Here is a 21,627-nt window from a genome sequence, read left to right as displayed (position 1 = left end):
GTGCCCGCCGTGCCGCCGTGCAGCGGCATGGAATGCATCGACGGCATGGTGCGACGGCGCAGCAAACGCGAGGTGGAATCCGGCACCGGGAGCCGTGGCGGCCGGACGCAGCTTGAGGCAGAACTTGTCCCGGCCGTCTTCCACACCGTAGCCGATCGCCGCCACGCTCGCGAACACGCGCCGGTAGCCGAGCGCGGCCAGCGTCGCGTCGTAGAACACCGCGGGGCGGGCAAGATCGGTCACCCCGAAAGACAGATGATGCAGCACGGCAGTGCCTAGCGATACACCGCACACGCCTGGGTGCGACGGGCCTTGTTGCGACGCAGTCCCACACAGTAGTGCCATGGATAGAGCAGCATGGACCAGGTCCAGACCGGGCACTGATCGTTGCCCGCCAGCATCTGACCAGGGCTCAGTGCCATGGGCAGCGCGCCGTCGATCACGCGCAGCCTGCGGCGTACCGGGGCGCGGCGGCGGCGTGCGGCATCGACCGCGGTCTGGTAGGGGAATTGCGCCGACGCGCCGAGTTGCTCAAACACCCGTCGCTGGCGGGCGAACAACGGCTGCAGGCCGGGGTGCTCGGCAAAGCAGGGCACGATGAGCAAGGGGCGCAACTGCGCGGCAAGTGCCAGATCGGCAGCGGAAAATGCCTCGCCGACAACGAATTCGCGCGTGTGCAATGCGTCTGCCAACGCCAGCAGATAGTGCTCCAGCGCTTCGTACAGCCCCATCGCTTCGCTGCGGTGGAAGGCAAAACGCTTGGTCAACAACAGGCCAAGGCTGTGGCCCGCCAACCAGCGCAGCCCGGGTCGGGTGAACACGCCGCCAGCAACCCGCCCAAGGAACAGCTGCGGCAGCAGCGCCGGGCATTCGAGGATGACCTGGGTATAGGCGACGCGCCGTGCCGCGATGCCAAGCAGGGTGTCGAACTCGATCAGTCGCGCCCGGATGGCGGCCCGGTTCGCCGCGTCACCGGGAAACAGCCTTGGTGCGTCGGGAAAGCGGGCTTCCAGGTAGTCGAGGATGGGGGTCGATTCGAACACCAGCGCACCGGTTGCTTCGTCGCGGATGGCCGGGAAGGCATGGCGCGGCACCGGGACGCCATCGGCCACGGCGTGGATCTCCGCCTTGCTGAAGGCGTTGCAGGAGACGCTGCGCCAGCGTACGCCTTGCCAGGCGAGGGCCAGGCGTACTTTCTCGCAATAGTGCGACCAGGGCAGTTCGTAGAGGGTGATCATTGCTGTCCCCCTTGGTTGCGGCACAGGTGGCGGGCCAAGCGCCGGCCATGCGCCAGCGCACAGGTGCTGCCCAACTGCAGCGGGCTGGCGTTCCGGCGAGCCTGCATGGCCGCCACCGCCGGCAACGCCCGCTCAGCCCTGATAGTCGTCCATCGGCACGCAGGCGCAGAACAGGTTGCGGTCGCCGTACACGTCGTCGATGCGGTTCACGCTCGGCCAGAACTTGTTGTCGCGCACCCAGGGCAGCGGGAACACCGCCACATCGCGGCTGTAGGGGCGTTCCCATTCAGTGGCGATCACGTCGGCCTGGGTATGCGGTGCATGCTTGAGCGGGTTGTTGTCCAGCGGCCATACGCCACTTTCCACCTTGGCGATCTCGACCCGGATGCTGACCAGCGCTTCGACGAAGCGATCAAGCTCGGCCTTGGATTCGGATTCGGTCGGCTCGATCATGATGGTGCCCGGTACCGGGAAGCTCATGGTCGGGGCATGGAAGCCGTAGTCCATCAGGCGCTTGGCGATATCGACCTCGGACACGCCGCAGGCCGCCTTGATCGGCCGGATATCGATGATGCACTCGTGCGCCACGCGGCCCTGGCCGCCGGTGTACAGCACCGAGTAGTACTTGGCGAGACGGGTGGCAATGTAGTTGGCGTTGAGCAGCGCGGTCTGTGTCGCACGCTTCAGCCCCTGGCCACCCATCATCGCGATATACATCCACGAGATCGGCAGGATGGACGCTGAGCCGTACGGCGCAGCCGAGACGGCGCTCTGGCCGACGCTGGGGCCGGGCACATTGCGCACCGCATGATTGGGCACGAACGGCGCCAGGTGTGCCTTGAGACCGATCGGGCCCATGCCGGGGCCGCCGCCGCCGTGCGGGATGCAGAAGGTCTTGTGCAGATTCATGTGGCTGACGTCGGCGCCGATGAAGCCGGGCGCGGTCAGGCCGACCTGGGCGTTGAGGTTGGCGCCATCCATGTAGACCTGGCCGCCGTGGGCGTGGATCACCTCGCAGATCTCGCGCACCGCTTCCTCGAACACGCCATGCGTGGACGGATAGGTAAGCATCAGGCACGACAGCTCGGCCGCGTGTTTTTCCGCCTTGGCCTTGAGATCGGCCACATCGACGTTACCGGCCTCGTCGCAATCGACGACGATCACCGACAGGCCCAACATCTGCGCGGTAGCCGGATTGGTGCCGTGGGCGGACCTGGGGATCAGGCAGATGGTGCGATGGTGATCGCCGCGCGACTGGTGATAGCGCTGGATGGCGACAAGGCCGGCGTATTCGCCCTGCGCGCCGGAGTTCGGCTGCATGCATACGGTATCGAAGCCGGTGATCACGCGCAGCCACTCGGCCAGTTCCTCGATCATCGCCACATAGCCCGCCGTCTGCTGCACCGGGGCAAACGGGTGGATGCGGCCGAATTCCGGCCAGGTGACCGGGATCATCTCGCTGGTGGCGTTGAGCTTCATCGTGCAACTGCCGAGCGAGATCATCGAGTGGTTGAGCGCGAGATCCTTGTTCTCCAGTCGCTTCAGGTAACGCAGCATCTCGTGCTCGGTGTGATAGCGGTTGAACACCGGGTGGGCGAGGATGTCGCTGGTGCGCGCAAGGCCGGCGGGGATCAGGCCGATTTGCTCCGAACAGCTGGTGGTGGCGTCCAGCGCGTCGATATCGGCGGTGACGCCGAATACCGTCCACAGCGCGGCCACGTCGCCGCGTGTGGTCACCTCGTCGAACGACACGGCGACGGTACCGGTATCGACCAGGCGGAGGTTGTAGCCGGCGGCCTCGGCGCGGGCGATGAGTGCGGTGGCGTCCGCGACGGCGATGCGCAGCGTATCGAAGGCGCTGCGGTTCAGCACCGACACGCCGCCCTGCCTGAGGCCGGCGGCGAAGATCGCGGTCAGGCGGGCGGTGCGCCCGGCGATGCGGCGCAGGCCGGCCGGACCATGGTAGACCGCGTACATGCCGGCGATATTGGCCAGCAGCACCTGCGAGGTGCAGATGTTGGAGTTGGCCTTCTCGCGGCGGATGTGCTGCTCGCGTGTCTGCAGCGCCATGCGCAGCGCAGTCTTGCCGCGCGCATCGACCGACACGCCGATGATGCGGCCCGGCACCGAGCGCTTGTGCTCGTCGCGGGTGGCAAAGAAGGCGGCATGCGGACCGCCGAAGCCCATCGGCACGCCGAAGCGCTGTGCCGAACCGAGCGCGATGTCGGCGCCAAGCTCGCCCGGCGATTTCAACAGCACCAGCGCCAGCAGATCGGTGGCGACAGCGACGACGGCACCGTTGGCCTTGAGCGCGGCGATGGCCGGGGCAAGATCGACCACCTCGCCGTTGTCGCCCGGGTATTGCAGCAGCGCGCCGAACACGTCGCCAGCCGCGGCCTCATCGACAGGGCCGACCTTCAGCTCGAAGCCAAAGCCCGCGGCACGGGTCTTCAGCACGTCCAGCGTCTGCGGGAACACATTGGCATCGACGAAGAACACATTGGAGCTGGACTTGGAAATCCGCCGCGCCATCGCCATCGCCTCGGCAGCAGCGGTCGCTTCATCCAGCAGCGATGCGTTGGCCAGCGCCAGCCCGGTCAGGTCGATCACCATCTGCTGGTAGTTCAGCAGTGCTTCCAGCCTGCCTTGCGCGATCTCGGCCTGGTACGGCGTATAGGCGGTGTACCAGCCCGGGTTCTCGAACACGTTGCGCAGGATGACCTTGGGCGTGTGTGTGTCGTAGTAGCCCTGGCCCAGCAGCGAAGTGCGGACCACGTTGCGTCGGGCATGGTTGCCGATGTCGGCAAGCGCATCCACTTCGCGCCGCGGTGCCGGCAGCGGCAGGTCATCCGGCAGGCGGATCGCCGCGGGCACGGTCTGCGCCACCAGTTCGTCCAGCGAGCCCACCCCGAGCGCCGCCAGCATGGCGTCTTGCTGCGCGGCGTCCGGGCCCAGGTGGCGGTGGATGAATTCGTCGTGGGCTTCGAGTTGGCTCAGGCTGGTCATGATATGGACTTGAAAATAAGAAGAATGGGCCGGCGCGGGAGGATCACGCAGCGCCGGCGTGCACCACCCTCAGGCACATGGGGCCGGGGCAGCGCGCGGCCGTCGGTCACACGCCGATCAGTTCCTTGTATTGCTCGGCGCCCATCGCCTGTGCGTAATCGCCCGGATCGGCCGGCATGATGCGGAAGAACCAGGCTTCGCCATAGGGATCGGCATTGACCTGCTCGGGCATGTCGACCAAGGCTTCGTTGACCGCCACAACCTCGCCCTCGATCGGCACATAGACATCGCTTGCGGCCTTGACCGACTCGACGACACCGGCGGTGTCGCCGCGGTTGAGGCGCGTGCCCACTGCGGGCAGGTCGATATAGACCACGTCCCCCAGCAATGTCTGGGCGTGGTCGGTGATGCCGACGGTAATGCTGCCGTCCGCTTCCAGGCGCAGCCATTCGTGGGTATCAACGTACTTGAGTTCGGCAGGAACGGTGGTGCTCATCGATCAATTCTCCGGATCAGCGTAAAGGTGGTCACATGGCGGCCGCATGCCGCCACGCCTGGTGCTGCCAACAACCCGCCCGGCGTGTGTCGGACGCCGTATGCAACACAACCCACATGGGTTTGCCCGCATCCTGGCCGGGTTTTGCCGGCAGCGCTTATTCGAAAACGGCCTGGCCATGGCGTACGAACGGCATCCTGACGATGCGCGCCGGCTCACATTGGCCGCGGATCTCGACCTCGACACGGCCCTCAGCCGCGGCCGGCACGCGTGCCATGGCGATCGACTGCTTCAGGCTAGGCGAAAAAGTCCCGCTGGTGACGATGCCATCGCCCGCCGGGGTTTTCACCGTCTGCCCGGCGCGCAGCACGCCCTTGCCTTCCAGCAGCAGGCCGACCTGCTTGTGCGCCACGCCGGCCTCGCGTTCGGCCTCCAGTGCCGCACGGCCGATGAAATCGCGGCCGGCGGGCTCCCAGGCAATGGTCCAGCCCATGCCGGCGGCCAGCGGCGACATGGTCTCATCCATCTCGTTGCCATAGAGGTTCATGCCGGCCTCGAGCCGCAGCGTATCGCGCGCACCCAGCCCCACCGGTGCCACACCCGCCTGCAGCAACGCCTGCCACAACGCCGGCGCCTCGTCGCCTGGCAGCATGATCTCCAACCCATCCTCGCCGGTATAGCCAGTGCGGGCGACGAACCATCCGCCGGCAGGCAGGCCCTGGAACACCTTCAGGCTGTCGATCAGGCCGGCCAGCTGCGGTGCGGCGGCACGGGTCAGCGCGCGGGCCTGTGGCCCTTGCACCGCCAGCATGGCCAGCTGCGGGCGTTCGTCGACTGTCACGCCGAAAGGTTGTGCCTGTTCGGTGATCCAGGCCAGATCCTTGTCGCGGGTGGCGGCATTGACCACCAGCCGGTAGTCCCAGGCGGTCCTGTAGACGATCAGGTCATCGATGACCCCGCCTTGCGGGTTGAGCATGGCCGAATACAGCGCCTTGCCCTCGAACCCCAGCCGGGCCACGTCATTGGCGAGCAGCCGCTGCAGGAAGGCGGTGGCCTGGGGGCCGCTGACGTCGATCACGGTCATGTGCGAGACATCGAACACCCCGGCGCCGGCTCGCACGGTCTCATGCTCCCTGAGCTGCGAGCCGTAATGGATCGGCAGCGACCAGCCGGCGAAATCGACGAGCTTGCCTGCGGCTGCGGCATGGGCGTCGAACAAGGGGGTGCGTTGCGGCATGGTGGACGTCCATCATGAAAAGTGCGGCGATTATACGAGGCAAACCCGCCGGGCGGGCCGGATCCGGCGCCGCCCGGCGGGGCAGGGGCTACTTGGCCACCTTGATCGGCCGCTGCCAGCCCTCCTTGAGCACCACCTCGCCGCGCTCAACGGCCAGCGCACCGGCCGGCACGCTGCGGCGCAGCGTGGAACCGGCCCCGGTGGATACACCGTCACCCAGCGTCAGCGGCGCCACCAGGCTGTTGTTGGAACCGATGAACACGTTGTCGCCGATGGTGGTGCGGAACTTGTTCACCCCATCGTAGTTGCAGGTGATGGTGCCCGCGCCGATGTTGACGCCGCGGCCCACGTCGGCATCGCCGATATAGGACAGATGATTGACCTTGGAGCCCACGCCGATGTCGGCCTGCTTGATCTCGACGAAGTTGCCCACGTGCACCGCCTCGGCCAGCCGGGTGCCGGGGCGCAACCGGGCATACGGGCCGATACGGCTGTCCGGCCCCACCACGGCGTCTTCCAAATGGCAGAACGGCAGGATCTCTGCGCCGTCGTGCACCGTCACGTTCTTCAGCACGCAATTGGCGCCGATCTGCACGCCCTGTCCCAGCACCACCTCGCCTTCGAAGACGCAGTTCACGTCGATCAGCACATCCTGACCATGCTTGAGCGTACCGCGCACATCGATCCGCGCTGGATCGGCAAGGCCGACGCCGGCCGTCAACAGCGCCCGTGCCACCTCACCCTGGTGGATGCGTTCGAGCGCGGCCAACTGCAGCTTGTTGTTGATGCCTTCGGCTTCCCAGTGATGGGCCGGGTGCACCGTGGCGATCGGCACCCCGTCGCGGACTGCCAGCGCGATCAGGTCGGTGACGTAGTACTCGCCCTGTGCGTTGTCGTTCTTCAACTCGCCAAGCCAGCCGGCCAACCGCGCCGTCGGCAGCGCCAGGATGCCGGTGTTCATCTCGCGGATCGCCGCCTGTTCGGGCGTGCAATCCTTCTGTTCAACGATGGCCCGTACCGCACCGCTGCTGTCGCGCACGATGCGCCCGTAACCGGTGGCGTCGTCGAGGATATCGGTAAGCACGCCCAGCCGGCCGCCTTCGCTTGCCGCCAGCAGCTGTTGCAGTGTCGCCAAGCGGGTGAGCGGGACATCTCCGTACAGCATCAGCGTGGTGCCCTCGCCTTGCAGGAAGGGCAACGCCTGCGCCAACGCATGCCCGGTGCCCAGCTGCTCGGCCTGATGCGCCCAGGTGAGATCGGCAGCCTGCGCAAAGGCGGCGCGCACCTGGTCGCCACCATGGCCGAACACCACGGTGAGCTGGCGCGGCGCCAGCTGGCGCGCGGTATCAAGCACGTGCCCAAGGAGCGGCTTGCCGGCCAGACGGTGCAGCACCTTGGGCAGTTTGGAATACATGCGCTTGCCTTGGCCGGCAGCAAGCACGACGACATTGACGTTGGAATGGGCGGTCATTGAGTGGGAGATTGGATGTGAAAACCGGACGGATTGTACCGGCGCCCCACTACGACACAAAGTCAGGCCGGCAGCGACCTCAGCGGGCCCACGCCTTCATGCAAGCAAAGCGATGTGACGCCGGCGTGCCATGTGACAGTCTGCGTCAGTGGCAGCGGCGTGCAGGTGCTCCACGTGAAACAGTGCCGGGACGGGCCGCCCGGCCGGCCAAAGAAAAAAGGCAGCTTTGCAGCTGCCTTTCGATTGCGCCTGTCCTTGCGGATCAGTGGCCGCGCTTCTTGAGCTTTTCGATGACGGCGAGCTTGGCCACCGCTTCGAGCAACTCCGCCTGCGCCATGGCGAAATCCATCGCGCCATTCTTGTTCTTCAGTGCCTCTTCGGCCTTGGCCTTGGCATCGCGTGCCTTGGCCTCGTCGATGTCAGCGCCACGGATCGCCGTGTCGGCCAGTACGGTCACCACGTGCGGTTGCACCTCGAGCAAGCCGCCGGATACGTAGAGCACGATATCCGGGTCGTTGCTGTTGGCCGGCCTGATGCGCAGCGCACCCGGACGGATCCGGGAAAGTAGCGGCGCATGGCGCGGCAGGATACCGATCTCGCCCTTCTCGGCAGGGGCCGAGATGAACTCGGCCGTGCCGGAATAGATCAGTTCCTCGGCGCTCACCACGTCCACATGCATGGTCATGGCCATCGCCTATCCCCTTATTGCAAGGTCTTGGCTTTTTCGAGCGCTTCCTCGATGCCGCCGACCATATAGAAGGCCTGCTCGGGGAGGTGATCGTAATCGCCGTTGAGAATGCCCTTGAAGCCCTTGAGGGTTTCCTTGAGCGGCACATACTTGCCCGGCGAGCCGGTGAACACTTCGGCCACATGGAACGGCTGCGACAGGAAGCGCTGGATCTTGCGTGCACGGGACACGGTGAGCTTGTCCTCGGGGGACAGTTCATCCATGCCCAGGATCGCGATGATGTCCTGCAGCTCCTTGTACTTCTGCAGCGTCTGCTGCACGCCACGCGCCACGTAGTAGTGCTCGTCGCCCACCACTTGCGGATCGAGCTGGCGGCTGGTCGAGGACAGCGGGTCGACGGCCGGGTAGATACCCAGCGCGGCGATGTCCCGGCTCAACACCACGGTCGCGTCCAAGTGGGCGAAGGTGGTGGCCGGCGACGGGTCGGTCAAGTCATCCGCAGGCACGTAGACGGCCTGGATCGACGTGATCGAGCCGGTCTTGGTCGAGGTGATGCGCTCTTGCAGCACGCCCATCTCCTCGGCCAGCGTCGGCTGGTAACCCACTGCGGACGGCATCCGGCCCAGCAGCGCGGACACTTCGGTACCGGCCAGCGTGTAACGGTAGATGTTGTCGACGAAGAACAGCACGTCACGGCCTTCGTCGCGGAACGACTCGGCCATGGTCAGGCCGGTCAGCGCCACGCGCAGCCGGTTGCCCGGCGGCTCGTTCATCTGGCCGTACACCATCGCCACCTTGTCAAGGACGTTGGAGTCCTTCATCTCGTGGTAGAAGTCGTTGCCCTCGCGGGTACGCTCGCCCACGCCGGCGAACACGGACAGACCCGAGTGCGCCTTGGCGATGTTGTTGATCAGTTCCATCATGTTGACGGTCTTGCCCACACCGGCGCCGCCGAACAGACCCACCTTGCCGCCCTTGGCGAACGGGCAGACCAAGTCGATCACCTTGATGCCGGTTTCCAGCAGGTCGACGGTCTGGTTGAGCTCGTCGAACTTCGGGGCGGCCTGGTGGATGGCGCGGGTGCCTTCGGCACCGATCGGGCCAGCTTCGTCCACCGGATTGCCCAGCACGTCCATGATGCGGCCCAGCGTCTTGGGGCCGACCGGCACCGAGATCGGGTTGCCGGTGTTGCCGACCGCAAGGCCACGCTTGAGGCCGTCGGTCGAGCCCATGGCAATGGCACGCACCACGCCGTCGCCCAGCTGCTGCTGCACTTCCAGCGTCAGTTCCTGGTCGGCGAGCTTGAGCGCGTCATACACCTTGGGCAGGCTGTCGCGCGGAAACTCCACGTCGACCACCGGGCCGATGATTTGTACGATTTTCCCTTGACTCATCTTAGGGTTCCTAATTCATTCAATTCGGGAGCGACCTGCGTCAGACCGCTGCGGCGCCGGCGACGATTTCCGAGAGTTCCTTGGTAATCGCCGCTTGACGCGTCTTGTTGTACAGCAGCTGCAGATTGCCGATCACCTTGTCGGCGTTGTCGGTTGCCGCCTTCATCGCCACCATGCGCGCCGCCTGCTCGCTCGCCATGTTCTCCGCCACCGCCTGGTAGACCAGGGCCTCGAGGTAGCGGCTCATCAGCTCGTCGATCACGGTCTTGGCATCGGGCTCGTACAGGTATTCCCAGTTGTAACCATGCGCCGGCTGGCCGAAAGGCTCGCCGGACAACGGCAGCAACTGCTCTGCCACGGGCTCTTGCTTCATCGTGTTGACGAACTTGGTGTAGACGAGGTGCACTTCGTCGACTTCACCGGCGATATACGCGTCGATCATCACCTTCAGCGGGCCGACGAGCTGATCCAGGTGCGGCGTGTCACCAAGGCCGACCGCCGAGGAGATCACCTTGGCACCGCTGCGGCTCATGAAACCGAGACCCTTGCTGCCGATCGCGGTCACGGCGATCTCCTGACCACCCTGATGCCATTCCTTCATCCGGTTGAACGCCAGACGCAGGGCATTGGTGTTCAGGCCGCCACACAGGCCCTTGTCCGACGTCACGACGACGAGGCCGACACGCTTGACGGTTTCACGCTTCTGCAGAAACGGGTGCGCGTAGTCCACGAACGCAGCGGACAGGTGCGCCGCCACATTGCGGATCTTCTCGCCGTAGGGGCGGGCCGAGCGCATGCGCTCCTGCGCCTTGCGCATCTTGGAGGTGGCCACCATTTCCATCGCGCTGGTGATCTTCTGCGTGTTCTTGACGCTCTTGATCTTGGTGCGAATTTCCTTGCCGCCAGCCATGATTCGATTCCTTCTTGATTAAGCGGTTTCGAATCAGTAGGCGTTGGTGGACTTGAAGCTTTCCACCGCCTTGAGGATGGCCGCCTCGTCGTCGCCCGACAGCTCGCCCTTCGCATCCACACGCGCCAGCAAATCAGCGTGGTTGGCCTTCAGATAGGCCAGGAAAGCCGCTTCGAAGGCCAGTGCCTTCTCGACCTTCACGCTGTCGTAGGTGCCCTTGGCGATCAGCAGCAGCGTCACGGCGAGGTCGGCCACCTTCAGCGGGCTGTACTGGGCCTGCTTCATCAGCTCGGTCACCATCTTGCCGCGCTCGAGCTGCTTGCGGGTGGCTTCGTCCAGATCCGAGGCGAACTGCGCGAACGCAGCCAGTTCACGGTACTGGGCAAGGGCCAGACGCACGCCGCCGCCCAGCTTCTTGATCGCTTTGGTCTGTGCGGCGCCACCGACACGCGACACCGAGATACCGGCGTTCATCGCGGGGCGGATACCGGCGTTGAACAGGTCGGTTTCCAGGAAGATCTGGCCATCGGTGATCGAGATCACGTTGGTCGGCACGAACGCGGACACGTCGCCAGCCTGCGTTTCGATGATGGGCAGTGCGGTCAGCGAGCCGGTCTTGCCCTTCACTTCGCCATTGGTGAGCTTCTCGACTTCGTCGGCGTTGATCCGCGCGGCGCGCTCGAGCAGGCGGGAGTGCAGATAGAACACATCGCCCGGGAATGCTTCACGGCCCGGCGGGCGACGCAGCAGCAGCGAGATCTGACGATAGGCCACGGCCTGCTTCGAAAGATCGTCGTACACGATCAGCGCGTCTTCGCCGCGGTCGCGGAAGAATTCGCCCATCGTGCAGCCCGAGTAGGCGGCAATGTATTGCAGCGCGGCCGATTCGGAAGCGGCGGCGGCCACGACGATGGTGTGGCCCATCGCGCCGTGCTCTTCCAGCTTGCGCACCACGTTGGCGATCGACGATGCCTTCTGGCCAATGGCGACATAGATGCAGATGACGCCGGTGCCCTTCTGGTTGATGATGGTGTCGAGCGCGACGGCGGTCTTGCCGGTCTGGCGGTCGCCGATGATCAGCTCACGCTGGCCGCGGCCGATCGGCACCATGGTGTCGATGGCCTTGAGGCCGGTCTGCAGCGGCTGGTCAACCGATTGACGCGCGATCACACCCGGCGCGATCTTTTCGATCGGGCTGGTCTGTGTGGTGCCCAGCGGGCCCTTGCCGTCGATGGGCTGGCCGAGCGAGTTCACCACGCGGCCGACCAGTTCGCGGCCGACCGGCACTTCCAGGATGCGGCCGGTGCACTTCACTTCGTCGCCTTCCTTGATGTGGGTGTAGTCACCCAGCACCACGGCGCCGACGGAATCACGCTCGAGGTTGAGCGCAAGACCAAAGGTATTGCCCGGGAATTCCAGCATTTCGCCCTGCATCACATCGGACAAGCCGTGGATGCGGACGATGCCGTCGGTGACCGAAACGACCGTACCGGTGGTACGAACTTCGGCGCTTTCCGACAGGTTCTGGATCCGAGCCTTAATCAGTTCACTGATTTCAGACGGATTGAGTTGCATTCAAAAATCTCCTAGCTCTTCAGGCTTGTCGCCAGCGCTGTCAGCTTGCCGCGCACGGATGCGTCGATCACCAAGTCACCGACCGTCACCGTCACGCCACCGATCAGGTCGGGATCGACCGTCACCTCGGTTTCCACCTTGCGCTTGAGCTCGTCGGCCAGCAGGGCCTTGAGTTGGGCGATCTGGGCGTCGTTGAGCGGGAACGCCGAAGCGATCTCGGCCTTCACCTCGCCTTCCTCGGCCGCCTTGAGCGACTCGAACAGGTCGGCGACGTCCGGCAATGCGGTAAAACGGCGGTTTTCCAGCACCACGGCGATGAAGTTTTCCACCTCGGGGCCGACATTGCCGCCCAACAGGCCGACCAGCAGTTGCTGGAGCTGAGTGGTGGAATACTTCGGATCGGCCACGACCGCGGTGGCGGTCTCATTCCGGGCCACGGTGGCGAGCGCGGCAAGGGTCTGGGACCACTGCCCCAGTCTGCCGGTCTCCTTGGCCAGACGGAAAACAGCCTCGGCATAGGGTCTTGCGACGGTGATGAGTTCTGCCATGACTGTCTTTACAGTTCCGCTTGAATGGATGCCAACAGATTGGCGTGCTTGGCCGCGTCGATTTCCTGCTTCAGGATCTTTTCCGCACCGGCGATGGCAAGGCCGGCGACCTGCTGACGCAGTGCCTCCTTGGCCTGCTGGACCTGCTGGTCCACTTCGGCCTGCGCGCCCTTGATCAGGCGATCGCCTTCCAGCTTGGCCTGTTCCTTGGCCTCTTCGACGATCTGGGCCGCACGCTTCTCGGCTTGGGCGATCAGTTCGGCCGCCTGTTGCTTGGCTTCGCGCAGCCGATCGACCGAGGCACGCTCGGCGTTGGCCAGATCCTGCTTGGCACGGTCGGCGGCAGCCAGACCATCAGCGATACGCGCAGCGCGCTCGTCCATCATCCGGGTCAGCGGAGGCCAGACAAACTTCATGGTAAACCACACCAGGATGGCGAACGTGATCGCCTGCCCGATGAGGGATGAATTGAATTCCACGAACTAGTCCTCCAGGTTTAAGGGTTTTCTCTTAAACCGACCGATTAGCCGAGCGCGGCGAGGAACGGGTTGGCGAACGTGAACAGCAGGGCAACACCCACGCCGATCATCGAAATGGCGTCCAGAAGACCCGCGATGATGAACAGCTTGGTTTGCAGGACCGGGATCATTTCCGGTTGACGTGCCGAGGACTCGAGGAACTTGCCGCCGAGAATGGCGAAGCCCAGCGCGGTACCGATGGCGGCAAGACCGATGATGATCGCAACCGCGATCACGGTCATGCTCTGGACGCCGGCGATGAGTTCAGGTGCAGCCATTTCTATATCTCCTAATAGGAAAGGTCATTGATACAAGGGTTGAAACACGAGCCGGGCAGCTGATCCACCCAGCGCGATTCTGATGGCGGCTGTCGGATCAGTGGTCTTCGACGGCCAGCGACAAATACACAATGGTGAGCACCATGAACACGAAGGCCTGCAGCGTCACCACCAGGATGTGGAAGATCGCCCAGGGCGCGCCCAGCACCCAGTTCACCCACCAGGGCAGGAGTGCAATCAGGATGAAGATCAGCTCGCCGGCGTACATGTTGCCGAACAGCCGCAGCGACAGCGAAATCGGCTTGGCGAAGAGTTCGACCATCTGCAGGGTCAGGTTGGCCGGCGCCAGCAGGATGGTGCCGATCGGGCCCGAGGCATGGAAAGGCGCGGTCAGCAGCTCCTTGATCCAGCCGAAGAAGCCCTTGGCCTTGATCGAGAAGCCGATGATGACGATCAGCACCGACAACGACAGCGCGAAGGTCTGGTTGACGTCCGCGGTCGGCACCACCCGCAGGTAGACATGATGGGGATCAGCGCCGAAGAAGGTGTAGCCGATCCATTGCGCGAGCACCGGCAGCAAGTCCACCGGCAGGAAGTCCATCGCGTTCATCAGGAACACCCAGACGAAGATGGTCAGCGACAGCGGGCCGATCACCTTGCTCTTGCCGTGGAAGGCATCCTTGATCTGGCTGTCGACCATCTCGACGATCAGCTCGACGAAATTCTGCAGCCGCCCGGGCACGCCCGAGGTGGCGCGGCGCGCCACGAGGCCGAACACGCCGGCGAACACGAAACCGAGGACCAGTGCGACCCAGAAGGTATCAAGGTGGAAACCCGACCAGAACCCATCGGTGTGGGCACGCCAGTGGGTCAGATGGTGGACGATGTAGTCTGTTGCGCTTTGCTCGGCAGCCATATGCTCAGTTCTTTTCCAGTTTTACGAATAAGCCCAGCCAGTAGGCCGCTGTGGCGGCAATGTAGCCCAACAGCAACCCCAGGCCGTGCACCGGGATCAACAGGATCACCAGCGCGAATCCGGTTATGGTCCAGCCAAATTTGGCCATTTCGGCAGCGTAGTGACGCGACAGCATCGCCGTGGGCGCTTGCCAGCCACCCCGATAGGCGATCCGTGCGTAGATCAGCGCCCCTGCCAGCGAGATCGTTCCGCCCAACAGGCTTGAAAATCCCGCCGATGCCCCCCATAACAGGTACGCGAGCACCGAAACAGCGATGGTCAGCACCAGTTTGAGACGGATGACGCGTCGGATTTCCGGCCGCTTGACCATGACTTCCCTAAGGAAAAACCCCGGGATTATACGGAGCAGGTTTGCGCCCCGTCAATTTTACTGATTGACGAAAACTATGCCCTCGTCGTGCATACGGACGCCCCGGGAACACCGGTAGCTGGCGCCCGATGGGCGGCTTACTTCAATAGCGCCAGCAATCTGTCCAGATCATCAAGATTGTCATAATCTATCGTAACCCGGCCTGATCCACGCTTGCCCTGGCGGATCTGCACCCGCGCGCCCCAGCGCTGCGAGACCTCCTCCTCCAGCCGGCGTACGTCCGGGTCCACCCGCTGCTTGGCAACCGTCGGCATCCCGGCCTGCAGCTTCTTGACCAGCGCCTCGGTCTCACGCACCGACAGGCCCTTGAGCGCGACCGTCCTGGCCGCCTCGAGCTGCGCCAGCAGCTCCAGCCCCAGCAACGCCCGGGCATGGCCCATGTCGAGCTGGCCATCGAGCAGCATCTGGCGTACCGGCTCGGCCAGGTTCAGCAGCCGCAGCAGGTTGGTGACCGCCGCGCGTGATTTGCCCACCGCATGCGCCACGGCCTCGTGCGTCATGCCGAATTCGTCGATCAGCCGTGCAAGGCCCTGCGCCTCTTCAAGCGGGTTCAGATCCTCGCGCTGGATGTTCTCGATCAGCGCCATCGCCGCGACGGCCTCGTCGGGCACCTCGCGCACCAGCACAGGGATCTCGGTCAGCCCGGCCAGGCGGCTGGCGCGCCAGCGGCGCTCGCCGGCAATGATCTCGTAGCGGGCTTCCGGATCGCCGGCGATCGGGCGCGCCAGCACCGGCTGCATCAGACCCTGGGCCTTGATCGACTCCGCCAGCTCGGCAAGCGCCGCCTGATCGATATGCATGCGCGGCTGGAAGCGGCCTGGCTGCAGCTGGTCCAGCGGCAGTTGCTGCAGGGTATCGCCGGGCGCAGCATCGCCCATCAGCGCGTCAAGACCGCGGCCGAGGCCTTTGAATTTTTTACCGACCATGGATTACACCGGGTGAACTGCTTCGGCCGGATTATGCCGCGCCAACAGTTCCTCGGCGAGCTGCAGATAGGCCTGCGCCCCTTTGGAGGACTTGTCGTAGGACAGGATGGGCCGCCCATACGAGGGTGCCTCGGCAAGCCGTACATTGCGCGGGATGACCGTGTGGTAGAGCTTGGACGTGAAATGCTTGACCAGCTGATCGCTCACCTGCTGCGCCAGCGTGCTGCGCGGATCGAACATAGTGCGCAGCAGCCCCTCGATTTCGATCTTCTTGTTCAGGCCCTGCTTCACCCGCCGCAGCGTGTTCACCAGATCGGAGAGGCCTTCGAGTGCGTAGTACTCGCACTGCATCGGGATCATCACCGAGTCGGCGGCGACCAGGCCGTTGAGCGTCAGCAGGTTGAGTGCCGGCGGACAGTCGAGCACGACGAAATCGTAGCGGGGCGCCACTTCGGCAAGCGCTGCCTTCAGCCGCGATTCGCGTGCCTGTGCCTGCACCAGCTCCACCTCGGCGCCGGCAAGGTCACGGTTGGCCGGCAGCACATCGAAACCACCGGCCTCGGAACGCTGCAGCGTTTCCTCCAGCGTCGATTCGCCGATCAGCAGGGTGTAGACCGTGTGTTCGAGCTTGGCCTTGTCGATGCCGCTGCCCATGGTGGCATTGGCCTGCGGATCGAGATCCACCAGCAGGACGCGGCGCTCGAGGTGAGCCAGGCTCGCTGCCAGGTTGACCGCTGTCGTCGTCTTGCCAACGCCGCCTTTCTGGTTGGCGATCGCCAGTATCTTCATGTGCGCTTCACTGTCAGATGGACCACGTGCCGCTCGGCATCGACGCCGGGCACGGCCAGATGATCGACGCTGTTCACCGCGATGTCCACCGGCAGTTTGGCGATCTCGTCGTGCGGCCAGACCCCCTTGAGCGCCAGCCAGCCACCGCCGGGTGCCAGCAGGTGACGGGTCCAGCCGACGAAATCGGCGAGCTCGGCGAAGGCGCGCGAGGTGATGAGGTCGAACCCGCCGTCCTGCGCGACGGCCTCGACCCGGCCGTTCACCACGCTGACATTGGCAAGCTTGAGGTGGAGCACCGCCTGGCGCAGGAAGGTGGTCTTCTTCTGGTTGGCGTCGAGCAGCGTGAACTGCCAGTCCGGCCGGGCGATGGCAAGCGGAATGCCCGGTGTACCAAAGCCCGAGCCGACGTCAAGGATGCGGCTGCCGCCCAGCCGGTCGAACACCGGCAACGGCGCCAGCGAATCGAGCAGATGCTGCGGCACCATGCGCTCCGGTTTGCGGATTGCGGTCAGGCTGTAGGTCCTGTTCCATTTGGCCAGCAACGCCACGTAGTCGAGCAGCGACTGCTGCTGTGCACCGGACAGCGGCAGGTCGAGCGCAGCCAGGCCGTGTGCCAGCAGCGGCGCCAGCGCGTCTCCGTTCACCACCGTCATCAGGCCACCCTGTCCTGACCGGCGGCAAGCTGCTTCTTCTTCAGATGCACCACCAGGAGCGCGATCGCCGCCGGCGTGATCCCCGAAATGCGGCTGGCCTGGCCCAGCGTCTCCGGCTGGTGGCGCGCGAGCTTCTGCTGCACTTCCTTCGAGAGCCCGACCACCTGGCCATAGTCGAAATCGGCCGGCAGGCGCGCGTCCTCCAGTGTTTCGCGGCGCGCCACCTCAGCCTGCTGGCGCTCGATGTAGCCGTGGTACTTCACCTGGATCTCGACCTGTTCGGCCACCAGCGGATCGGTCACCGATACCTTGCCATCCCTGGGCTGGGCCGCAGCCAGCGTCAGCAGCGTCTCGTAGCTCACCTCGGGCCGGCGCAGCAGCTCGGCCAGCGAATACTCGCGCTCCAGCGGCTTGCCGAACACCCGCTCGGCCTCATGCGCGGCCACCACGCGGCCATTGACCCAGGTCGACTTCAGCCGCGCGAGCTCCGCCTCGACCGCGTCGCGCTTGCGGCAGAACAGCTCCCATTGCGCGTCGCCGACCACGCCCAGCTGGCGGCCGATCTCGGTCAGCCGCAGGTCGGCGTTGTCCTCGCGCAGTTGCAGCCGGAACTCGGCACGGCTGGTGAACATGCGGTACGGCTCGGTCACGCCGCGGGTGATCAGGTCGTCGACCAGCACGCCGAGGTAAGCCTCGTCGCGGCGGGGCGTCCAGGGCGCCGCATCACGGGCGAACAGCGCGGCATTGATCCCGGCAAACAGGCCCTGCGCCGCCGCCTCCTCGTAACCGGTGGTGCCGTTGATCTGGCCGGCGAAGAAGAGGCCGCGGATCGCCTTGGTCTCGAAGCTGGCCTTGAGGCTACGCGGGTCGAAATAGTCGTACTCGATCGCATAGCCGGGACGGAGGATGCGGGCGTTTTCCAGGCCGTGGATCGACTGCACCGCGGCGATCTGGATGTCGAACGGCAGGCTGGTGGAGATGCCGTTCGGATAGAACTCGTGTGTGTCGAGGCCTTCGGGCTCCAGGAAGATCTGATGGCTGTCCTTGTCGGCGAAGCGGTTCACCTTGTCTTCGATACTGGGGCAGTAGCGCGGGCCCACGCCTTCGATCTTGCCGGTGAACATGGGGCTGCGGTCGAAGCCGGAGCGGATGATCTCGTGGGTGCGCGCATTGGTGTGCGCGATCCAGCACGGCAGCTGCTGTGGGTGCATGGCGCGGTTGCCGCGTACCGAGAACACCGGTTCGGGCACGTCGCCCGGCTGCACTTCCAGCACATCGAAATTGATGGTGCGCCCGTCGATGCGCGGCGGCGTGCCGGTCTTGAGCCGGCCCACCGGCAGCTGCAGCTCGCGCAGCCGGGCCGACAACGAGAGCGATGCCGGATCGCCGGCACGGCCGCCGATCTGGTTTTCCAGGCCGACATGGATCTTGCCGCCCAGGAAGGTGCCGGCGGTCAGCACCACGGCGCTGGCTTCGAAACGCACGCCGATGGCGGTGATGGCGCCGACCACACGGTCGCCGTCGACGATCAGGTCGGCCACTTCCTGCTGGAACAGGTCAAGGTTGGGCTGGTTCTCCAGCATGCCCCGGATGGCGGCCTTGTAGCGGATGCGGTCCGCCTGGGCGCGGGTGGCGCGTACCGCCGGGCCCTTGCTGGCATTGAGTGTCTTGAACTGGATGCCGCCCATGTCGGTGGCCAGCGCCATGGCACCGCCCAGCGCATCGACCTCCTTCACCAGATGCCCCTTGCCGATCCCGCCGATCGACGGGTTGCAGCTCATCTGCCCCAGGGTTTCGATGTTATGCGTCAGCAGCAGCGTCCTGCGCCCCATCCGGGCGCTGGCCAGTGCGGCCTCGGTGCCGGCGTGGCCGCCGCCGACCACGATGACGTCGTAACGGATGGGATGGAGCATGGCGTGCGCCCGAAGGATCAAAGGGGCGATATTCTACGGCAAAACAGATACTTGCACCAAGAACAGGGCGCCGGCGGCGGTGCTCCTGCCGCGATCAGTCCTGGCTTGGCGGGAGCGGCGCCACGTAAGGCACCATCACGCCGCCATAGAGCTTGGCCGCCTCGATTGCGGCGCCGACGATGCCGGCATCGTTCTTCAGCGCGGCCGGCACCACTGGAAAGCGCAGGCCGACAAGCTCGGGGATGAATTTCTCGTGCTTCTTGGAAATGCCGCCACCGATGATCACCAGATCGGGCGACAGCAGCAGCTGCAGGTGTTTCAGATAGCCGTTCAGGCGCTCGGCGTACTGCTTGTACTTGAGCCCCAGGTCATCCTTGACTTTGGCCGAGCAGTACTTTTCGGCAATGGTGTCCTTGGGAAACACCAGATGGCCGAACTCGGTATTGCTGATCAGGTTGCCATCGACGATCAGCGCGCTGCCGATGCCGGTGCCGAGGGTGAGCATCAGCACCTTGCCGTTGCGGCCCTTGGCTGCGCCGAACATCACCTCGGCTAGACCGGCGGCGTCCGCGTCGTTCAAAAGCTTAAGCGGTAGACCGACCGCCTCGGCCAGGATGCGCTCCGCCGGCGCCTCGATCCAGCTTTTGTCGACATTGGCCGCCGACAGCGTCACGCCGTTGTGCACGATGGCCGGAAAGGTACAGCCGACCGGTCCTTGCCAGCCAAACGATGTGACCAGTTGGCGCACGGTAGCCCCCACCGCCGCCGGCGTCGCAGGCTGCGGCGTATCCAACCGCACCCGCTCGGCCAGCAATTCGCCCGTGGCCACATTCACCGGCGCTCCCTTGATGCCGGTGCCGCCGATATCGATGCCGAGCACCGCCTTGACCATCGTATTGCCGCTGGCTTCCTTCATATAAACCGATCCTGTGGGCTGGATGCGCGCAGTTTGCCCCCGGCGCGGCATTGGAGAACTACGGAAATTTACCTAGCCGGAATACGGACAAACCGGCGGCGACCAGTGCGCCTGCCACATTTTACGCACGGGCCCAGGGACAAGGAGAAGCGCACAGATCAATGTGGATTCATGCACGAAATGGTGTACGCGCGGCAAAGGGCGGATAGGTGCTTGATCCGTAATCGGAAAACGATCCGCGAGGGTGGCAGCACGCGGTGCGGGCGCGGCACGTCCGATTGACCGGCCGCAAACCGCGGCCAAGGCGTTCAATCGGTCAATACGGATCGCCCTGCAGCTCGATCAGGCGTTGCTTGTCCAGATGCGCGCGCTTTTTGACCTCGGCGATTTCGTCCTCCCGCTTCAGCGTATCGCGGTCGATATCGTCGATTTCCTTGCGTGCCAACGCGATATCGGTCTGCAGATCGGCGGGCAGCAGCTTCTTCTGGCGGGTGTAGTATTCGCCGGTCTTGATCAGGCGCTCCAGCTTGGTCTGTGCGTTCTTGCGCCGGATCTTGTTGGTCTGGATCACCGCCTGGATCGCCTCGACCTGTCGATCCCGCAGCAGATCCACCTCCGCCGGCCGGGAGAACGACTGCAGCAGCGCGCGATCGCGCCGTCTCTGCTCGTTGGCCTGGCGGGCTTCTTCCTCCTGCAGCAGGCGCTCCTCCTCGGTCAGCGTCTCGGGTGACTTGCGCACCGCCCCGCTGCTGCCCAGCTCGGAGACGCCTTTCCTCGGCTGGCTCAACGGCGGCTTGTCGCCGTAATGCACCTGACCGTTCTCGTCGGTCCAGCGGTACAACCTGCCTTCGGCCACCACTGAAACCATCAGTGCAAGCGCGCCTGCCAGTATCGTCAATCGCCGCATGCCATTGCATCCTTTCAAGAGGCGGGCAGGCGGCTTTGCCGTCAACCGCGCCTGACGCCGTATTCGGCCCGGTAGGCCTCGGCTTTCTTCAAGTTGTCCGTCATATCCGGACGGGCTGCGAGAAACCGCAACAGATCATCCAGTGTGGCGATCGGGATCACTGGGATGCCGAATTGCTGCTCCACTTCCTGCACGGCCGACAACGCGCCCTGGCCGCGCTCCATCCGATCCAGTGCGATCAGCACGCCGGCCGGCTCGGCGCCGTGCGCCCGGATCAGCGCCACCGACTCCCGCACGCTGGTCCCCGCGGAAATCACGTCATCGATGATCAACACCTGCCCGGCAAGCTTCGCCCCCACCAGCACCCCGCCTTCGCCATGATCCTTGGCCTCCTTGCGGTTATAGGCAAAGGACACGTTCCGGCCAGCCTCGGCCAGCTTGATGGCAGTCGCCGCGGCCAGCACGATGCCCTTGTAGGCGGGGCCGAACAGCACGTCGAACTTGACGCCTGCCGCCAGCACCGCCTGTGCGTAGAAACGGGCCAGCTCGGACAGCGTGCCCCCTTCGTTGAACAGGCCGGCGTTGAAGAAGTACGGCGAGGTACGCCCGGCTTTGGTGATAAACTCGCCGAATCCCAGCACATTCTGTGCCACGGCGAATTCGATGAATTCCTGACGGAAGTCGGACATGGATTTCTGGCTCCTGGATACACGCGGTGGGCCCGTTCGGCCGCCCGCGTTGCGAAGCGCAGGTGCCGTAAATCGGGATCGGATGTGACGAAAATCAGCATACCATGCGGTGCAAGCCCCTTTTGCCGC

The 21,627-nt window shown here is 64.9% G+C and carries 22 protein-coding genes; 1 reads left to right on the top strand and 21 read right to left on the bottom strand.

What is annotated here, in order from left to right:
- Positions 1 to 27: 27 nt before the first annotated feature.
- On the top strand, positions 28 to 279 hold the full coding sequence (locus N8I74_RS01890) for a hypothetical protein (protein ID WP_263125227.1): 252 nt from the start codon (positions 28 to 30) through the stop codon (positions 277 to 279).
- Here the strand turns inward: N8I74_RS01890 and N8I74_RS01885 are convergent.
- The 21 genes from N8I74_RS01885 to pyrE all read right to left on the bottom strand — a co-directional run bounded on the left by N8I74_RS01885 (position 276) and on the right by pyrE (position 21,498).
- Complete coding sequence (locus N8I74_RS01885; RefSeq protein WP_263125226.1) at positions 276 to 1,238, bottom strand: glutathione S-transferase N-terminal domain-containing protein; 963 nt, start codon at positions 1,236 to 1,238, stop codon at positions 276 to 278. The two genes, N8I74_RS01890 and N8I74_RS01885, sit on opposite strands and share 4 nt — an antisense overlap.
- A gap of 132 nt (positions 1,239 to 1,370) precedes the next feature.
- Positions 1,371 to 4,244 (bottom strand): aminomethyl-transferring glycine dehydrogenase, encoded by a 2,874-nt coding sequence (gene gcvP / locus N8I74_RS01880; protein WP_263125225.1) that lies wholly within the window; start codon positions 4,242 to 4,244, stop codon positions 1,371 to 1,373.
- A 106-nt stretch (positions 4,245 to 4,350) separates the two neighbouring features.
- Positions 4,351 to 4,740 (bottom strand): glycine cleavage system protein GcvH, encoded by a 390-nt coding sequence (gcvH, locus tag N8I74_RS01875; protein ID WP_263125224.1) that lies wholly within the window; start codon positions 4,738 to 4,740, stop codon positions 4,351 to 4,353.
- Positions 4,741 to 4,897: 157 nt separating this feature from the next.
- Positions 4,898 to 5,977, bottom strand: a complete 1,080-nt coding sequence (gene gcvT / locus N8I74_RS01870) for a glycine cleavage system aminomethyltransferase GcvT (RefSeq protein WP_263125223.1) — start codon at positions 5,975 to 5,977, stop codon at positions 4,898 to 4,900.
- An 88-nt stretch (positions 5,978 to 6,065) separates the two neighbouring features.
- Positions 6,066 to 7,448: a bifunctional UDP-N-acetylglucosamine diphosphorylase/glucosamine-1-phosphate N-acetyltransferase GlmU gene (glmU, locus tag N8I74_RS01865; protein WP_263125222.1), complete on the bottom strand. Its 1,383-nt coding sequence runs from the start codon at positions 7,446 to 7,448 to the stop codon at positions 6,066 to 6,068.
- Between the two features lie 262 nt (positions 7,449 to 7,710).
- Entirely contained in the window at positions 7,711 to 8,139 is a 429-nt protein-coding gene (locus tag N8I74_RS01860) for a F0F1 ATP synthase subunit epsilon (RefSeq protein WP_263125221.1), read from the bottom strand.
- An 11-nt stretch (positions 8,140 to 8,150) separates the two neighbouring features.
- Entirely contained in the window at positions 8,151 to 9,530 is a 1,380-nt protein-coding gene (atpD, locus tag N8I74_RS01855; RefSeq protein ID WP_263125220.1) for a F0F1 ATP synthase subunit beta, read from the bottom strand.
- 40 nt (positions 9,531 to 9,570) lie between these two features.
- Positions 9,571 to 10,440: a F0F1 ATP synthase subunit gamma gene (gene atpG, locus N8I74_RS01850; RefSeq protein ID WP_263125219.1), complete on the bottom strand. Its 870-nt coding sequence runs from the start codon at positions 10,438 to 10,440 to the stop codon at positions 9,571 to 9,573.
- 33 nt (positions 10,441 to 10,473) lie between these two features.
- Positions 10,474 to 12,015: a F0F1 ATP synthase subunit alpha gene (gene atpA, locus N8I74_RS01845; RefSeq protein ID WP_263125218.1), complete on the bottom strand. Its 1,542-nt coding sequence runs from the start codon at positions 12,013 to 12,015 to the stop codon at positions 10,474 to 10,476.
- A gap of 11 nt (positions 12,016 to 12,026) precedes the next feature.
- Positions 12,027 to 12,563 carry a F0F1 ATP synthase subunit delta gene (locus N8I74_RS01840; protein WP_263125217.1) on the bottom strand — a complete coding sequence of 179 codons (537 nt, stop codon included), beginning with the start codon at positions 12,561 to 12,563 and terminating at the stop codon, positions 12,027 to 12,029.
- Between the two features lie 8 nt (positions 12,564 to 12,571).
- A complete protein-coding gene (locus N8I74_RS01835) occupies positions 12,572 to 13,042 on the bottom strand; it encodes a F0F1 ATP synthase subunit B (RefSeq protein WP_263125216.1) in 471 nt (156 codons plus the stop codon).
- 44 nt (positions 13,043 to 13,086) lie between these two features.
- On the bottom strand, positions 13,087 to 13,359 hold the full coding sequence (gene atpE / locus N8I74_RS01830; RefSeq protein ID WP_408611852.1) for a F0F1 ATP synthase subunit C: 273 nt from the start codon (positions 13,357 to 13,359) through the stop codon (positions 13,087 to 13,089).
- A 97-nt stretch (positions 13,360 to 13,456) separates the two neighbouring features.
- Positions 13,457 to 14,275 carry a F0F1 ATP synthase subunit A gene (gene atpB / locus N8I74_RS01825; protein ID WP_263125215.1) on the bottom strand — a complete coding sequence of 273 codons (819 nt, stop codon included), beginning with the start codon at positions 14,273 to 14,275 and terminating at the stop codon, positions 13,457 to 13,459.
- Positions 14,276 to 14,279: 4 nt separating this feature from the next.
- Positions 14,280 to 14,645 carry an ATP synthase subunit I gene (locus N8I74_RS01820; RefSeq protein WP_263125214.1) on the bottom strand — a complete coding sequence of 122 codons (366 nt, stop codon included), beginning with the start codon at positions 14,643 to 14,645 and terminating at the stop codon, positions 14,280 to 14,282.
- Between the two features lie 137 nt (positions 14,646 to 14,782).
- Positions 14,783 to 15,631, bottom strand: a complete 849-nt coding sequence (locus N8I74_RS01815) for a ParB/RepB/Spo0J family partition protein (RefSeq protein WP_263125213.1) — start codon at positions 15,629 to 15,631, stop codon at positions 14,783 to 14,785.
- Between the two features lie 3 nt (positions 15,632 to 15,634).
- Positions 15,635 to 16,420, bottom strand: coding sequence for a ParA family protein (locus N8I74_RS01810; protein ID WP_263125212.1), 786 nt, complete (start codon positions 16,418 to 16,420; stop codon positions 15,635 to 15,637).
- Complete coding sequence (rsmG, locus tag N8I74_RS01805) at positions 16,417 to 17,073, bottom strand: 16S rRNA (guanine(527)-N(7))-methyltransferase RsmG (RefSeq protein WP_263125211.1); 657 nt, start codon at positions 17,071 to 17,073, stop codon at positions 16,417 to 16,419. Before rsmG ends, N8I74_RS01810 begins: the two co-directional genes overlap by 4 nt.
- Positions 17,073 to 18,986, bottom strand: coding sequence for a tRNA uridine-5-carboxymethylaminomethyl(34) synthesis enzyme MnmG (gene mnmG, locus N8I74_RS01800; protein WP_263125210.1), 1,914 nt, complete (start codon positions 18,984 to 18,986; stop codon positions 17,073 to 17,075). The genes rsmG and mnmG overlap by 1 nt, the downstream gene beginning before the upstream one ends.
- Positions 18,987 to 19,080: 94 nt before the next feature.
- A complete protein-coding gene (ppgK, locus tag N8I74_RS01795; protein ID WP_263125209.1) occupies positions 19,081 to 19,902 on the bottom strand; it encodes a polyphosphate--glucose phosphotransferase in 822 nt (273 codons plus the stop codon).
- 316 nt (positions 19,903 to 20,218) lie between these two features.
- On the bottom strand, positions 20,219 to 20,809 hold the full coding sequence (locus N8I74_RS01790; RefSeq protein ID WP_263125208.1) for a DUF4124 domain-containing protein: 591 nt from the start codon (positions 20,807 to 20,809) through the stop codon (positions 20,219 to 20,221).
- A 41-nt stretch (positions 20,810 to 20,850) separates the two neighbouring features.
- Positions 20,851 to 21,498, bottom strand: a complete 648-nt coding sequence (gene pyrE / locus N8I74_RS01785) for an orotate phosphoribosyltransferase (RefSeq protein ID WP_263125207.1) — start codon at positions 21,496 to 21,498, stop codon at positions 20,851 to 20,853.
- Between the last annotated feature and the right edge of the window lie 129 nt (positions 21,499 to 21,627).

Source organism: Chitiniphilus purpureus, assembly GCF_025642115.1.
GTDB classification, from domain to species: domain Bacteria; phylum Pseudomonadota; class Gammaproteobacteria; order Burkholderiales; family Chitinibacteraceae; genus Chitiniphilus; species Chitiniphilus purpureus.
Note: the sequence above shows the minus strand (reverse complement) of the source record. Positions and strands in the feature narration are given on the sequence as shown.

What these genes read in the sequence shown, in the direction of transcription:
- N8I74_RS01890 (WP_263125227.1), top strand. Translation starts at nt 28, where the DNA reads ATGGAATGCATCGACGGCATGGTGCGACGGCGCAGCAAACGCGAGGTG.
- N8I74_RS01885 (WP_263125226.1), bottom strand. Translation starts at nt 1,238, where the DNA reads ATGATCACCCTCTACGAACTGCCCTGGTCGCACTATTGCGAGAAAGTA.
- gcvP (WP_263125225.1), bottom strand. Translation starts at nt 4,244, where the DNA reads ATGACCAGCCTGAGCCAACTCGAAGCCCACGACGAATTCATCCACCGC.
- gcvH (WP_263125224.1), bottom strand. Translation starts at nt 4,740, where the DNA reads ATGAGCACCACCGTTCCTGCCGAACTCAAGTACGTTGATACCCACGAA.
- gcvT (WP_263125223.1), bottom strand. Translation starts at nt 5,977, where the DNA reads ATGCCGCAACGCACCCCCTTGTTCGACGCCCATGCCGCAGCCGCAGGC.
- glmU (WP_263125222.1), bottom strand. Translation starts at nt 7,448, where the DNA reads ATGACCGCCCATTCCAACGTCAATGTCGTCGTGCTTGCTGCCGGCCAA.
- N8I74_RS01860 (WP_263125221.1), bottom strand. Translation starts at nt 8,139, where the DNA reads ATGGCCATGACCATGCATGTGGACGTGGTGAGCGCCGAGGAACTGATC.
- atpD (WP_263125220.1), bottom strand. Translation starts at nt 9,530, where the DNA reads ATGAGTCAAGGGAAAATCGTACAAATCATCGGCCCGGTGGTCGACGTG.
- atpG (WP_263125219.1), bottom strand. Translation starts at nt 10,440, where the DNA reads ATGGCTGGCGGCAAGGAAATTCGCACCAAGATCAAGAGCGTCAAGAAC.
- atpA (WP_263125218.1), bottom strand. Translation starts at nt 12,015, where the DNA reads ATGCAACTCAATCCGTCTGAAATCAGTGAACTGATTAAGGCTCGGATC.
- N8I74_RS01840 (WP_263125217.1), bottom strand. Translation starts at nt 12,563, where the DNA reads ATGGCAGAACTCATCACCGTCGCAAGACCCTATGCCGAGGCTGTTTTC.
- atpE (WP_408611852.1), bottom strand. Translation starts at nt 13,359, where the DNA reads ATGGCTGCACCTGAACTCATCGCCGGCGTCCAGAGCATGACCGTGATC.
- atpB (WP_263125215.1), bottom strand. Translation starts at nt 14,275, where the DNA reads ATGGCTGCCGAGCAAAGCGCAACAGACTACATCGTCCACCATCTGACC.
- N8I74_RS01820 (WP_263125214.1), bottom strand. Translation starts at nt 14,645, where the DNA reads ATGGTCAAGCGGCCGGAAATCCGACGCGTCATCCGTCTCAAACTGGTG.
- N8I74_RS01815 (WP_263125213.1), bottom strand. Translation starts at nt 15,631, where the DNA reads ATGGTCGGTAAAAAATTCAAAGGCCTCGGCCGCGGTCTTGACGCGCTG.
- N8I74_RS01810 (WP_263125212.1), bottom strand. Translation starts at nt 16,420, where the DNA reads ATGAAGATACTGGCGATCGCCAACCAGAAAGGCGGCGTTGGCAAGACG.
- rsmG (WP_263125211.1), bottom strand. Translation starts at nt 17,073, where the DNA reads ATGACGGTGGTGAACGGAGACGCGCTGGCGCCGCTGCTGGCACACGGC.
- mnmG (WP_263125210.1), bottom strand. Translation starts at nt 18,986, where the DNA reads ATGCTCCATCCCATCCGTTACGACGTCATCGTGGTCGGCGGCGGCCAC.
- ppgK (WP_263125209.1), bottom strand. Translation starts at nt 19,902, where the DNA reads ATGAAGGAAGCCAGCGGCAATACGATGGTCAAGGCGGTGCTCGGCATC.
- N8I74_RS01790 (WP_263125208.1), bottom strand. Translation starts at nt 20,809, where the DNA reads ATGCGGCGATTGACGATACTGGCAGGCGCGCTTGCACTGATGGTTTCA.
- pyrE (WP_263125207.1), bottom strand. Translation starts at nt 21,498, where the DNA reads ATGTCCGACTTCCGTCAGGAATTCATCGAATTCGCCGTGGCACAGAAT.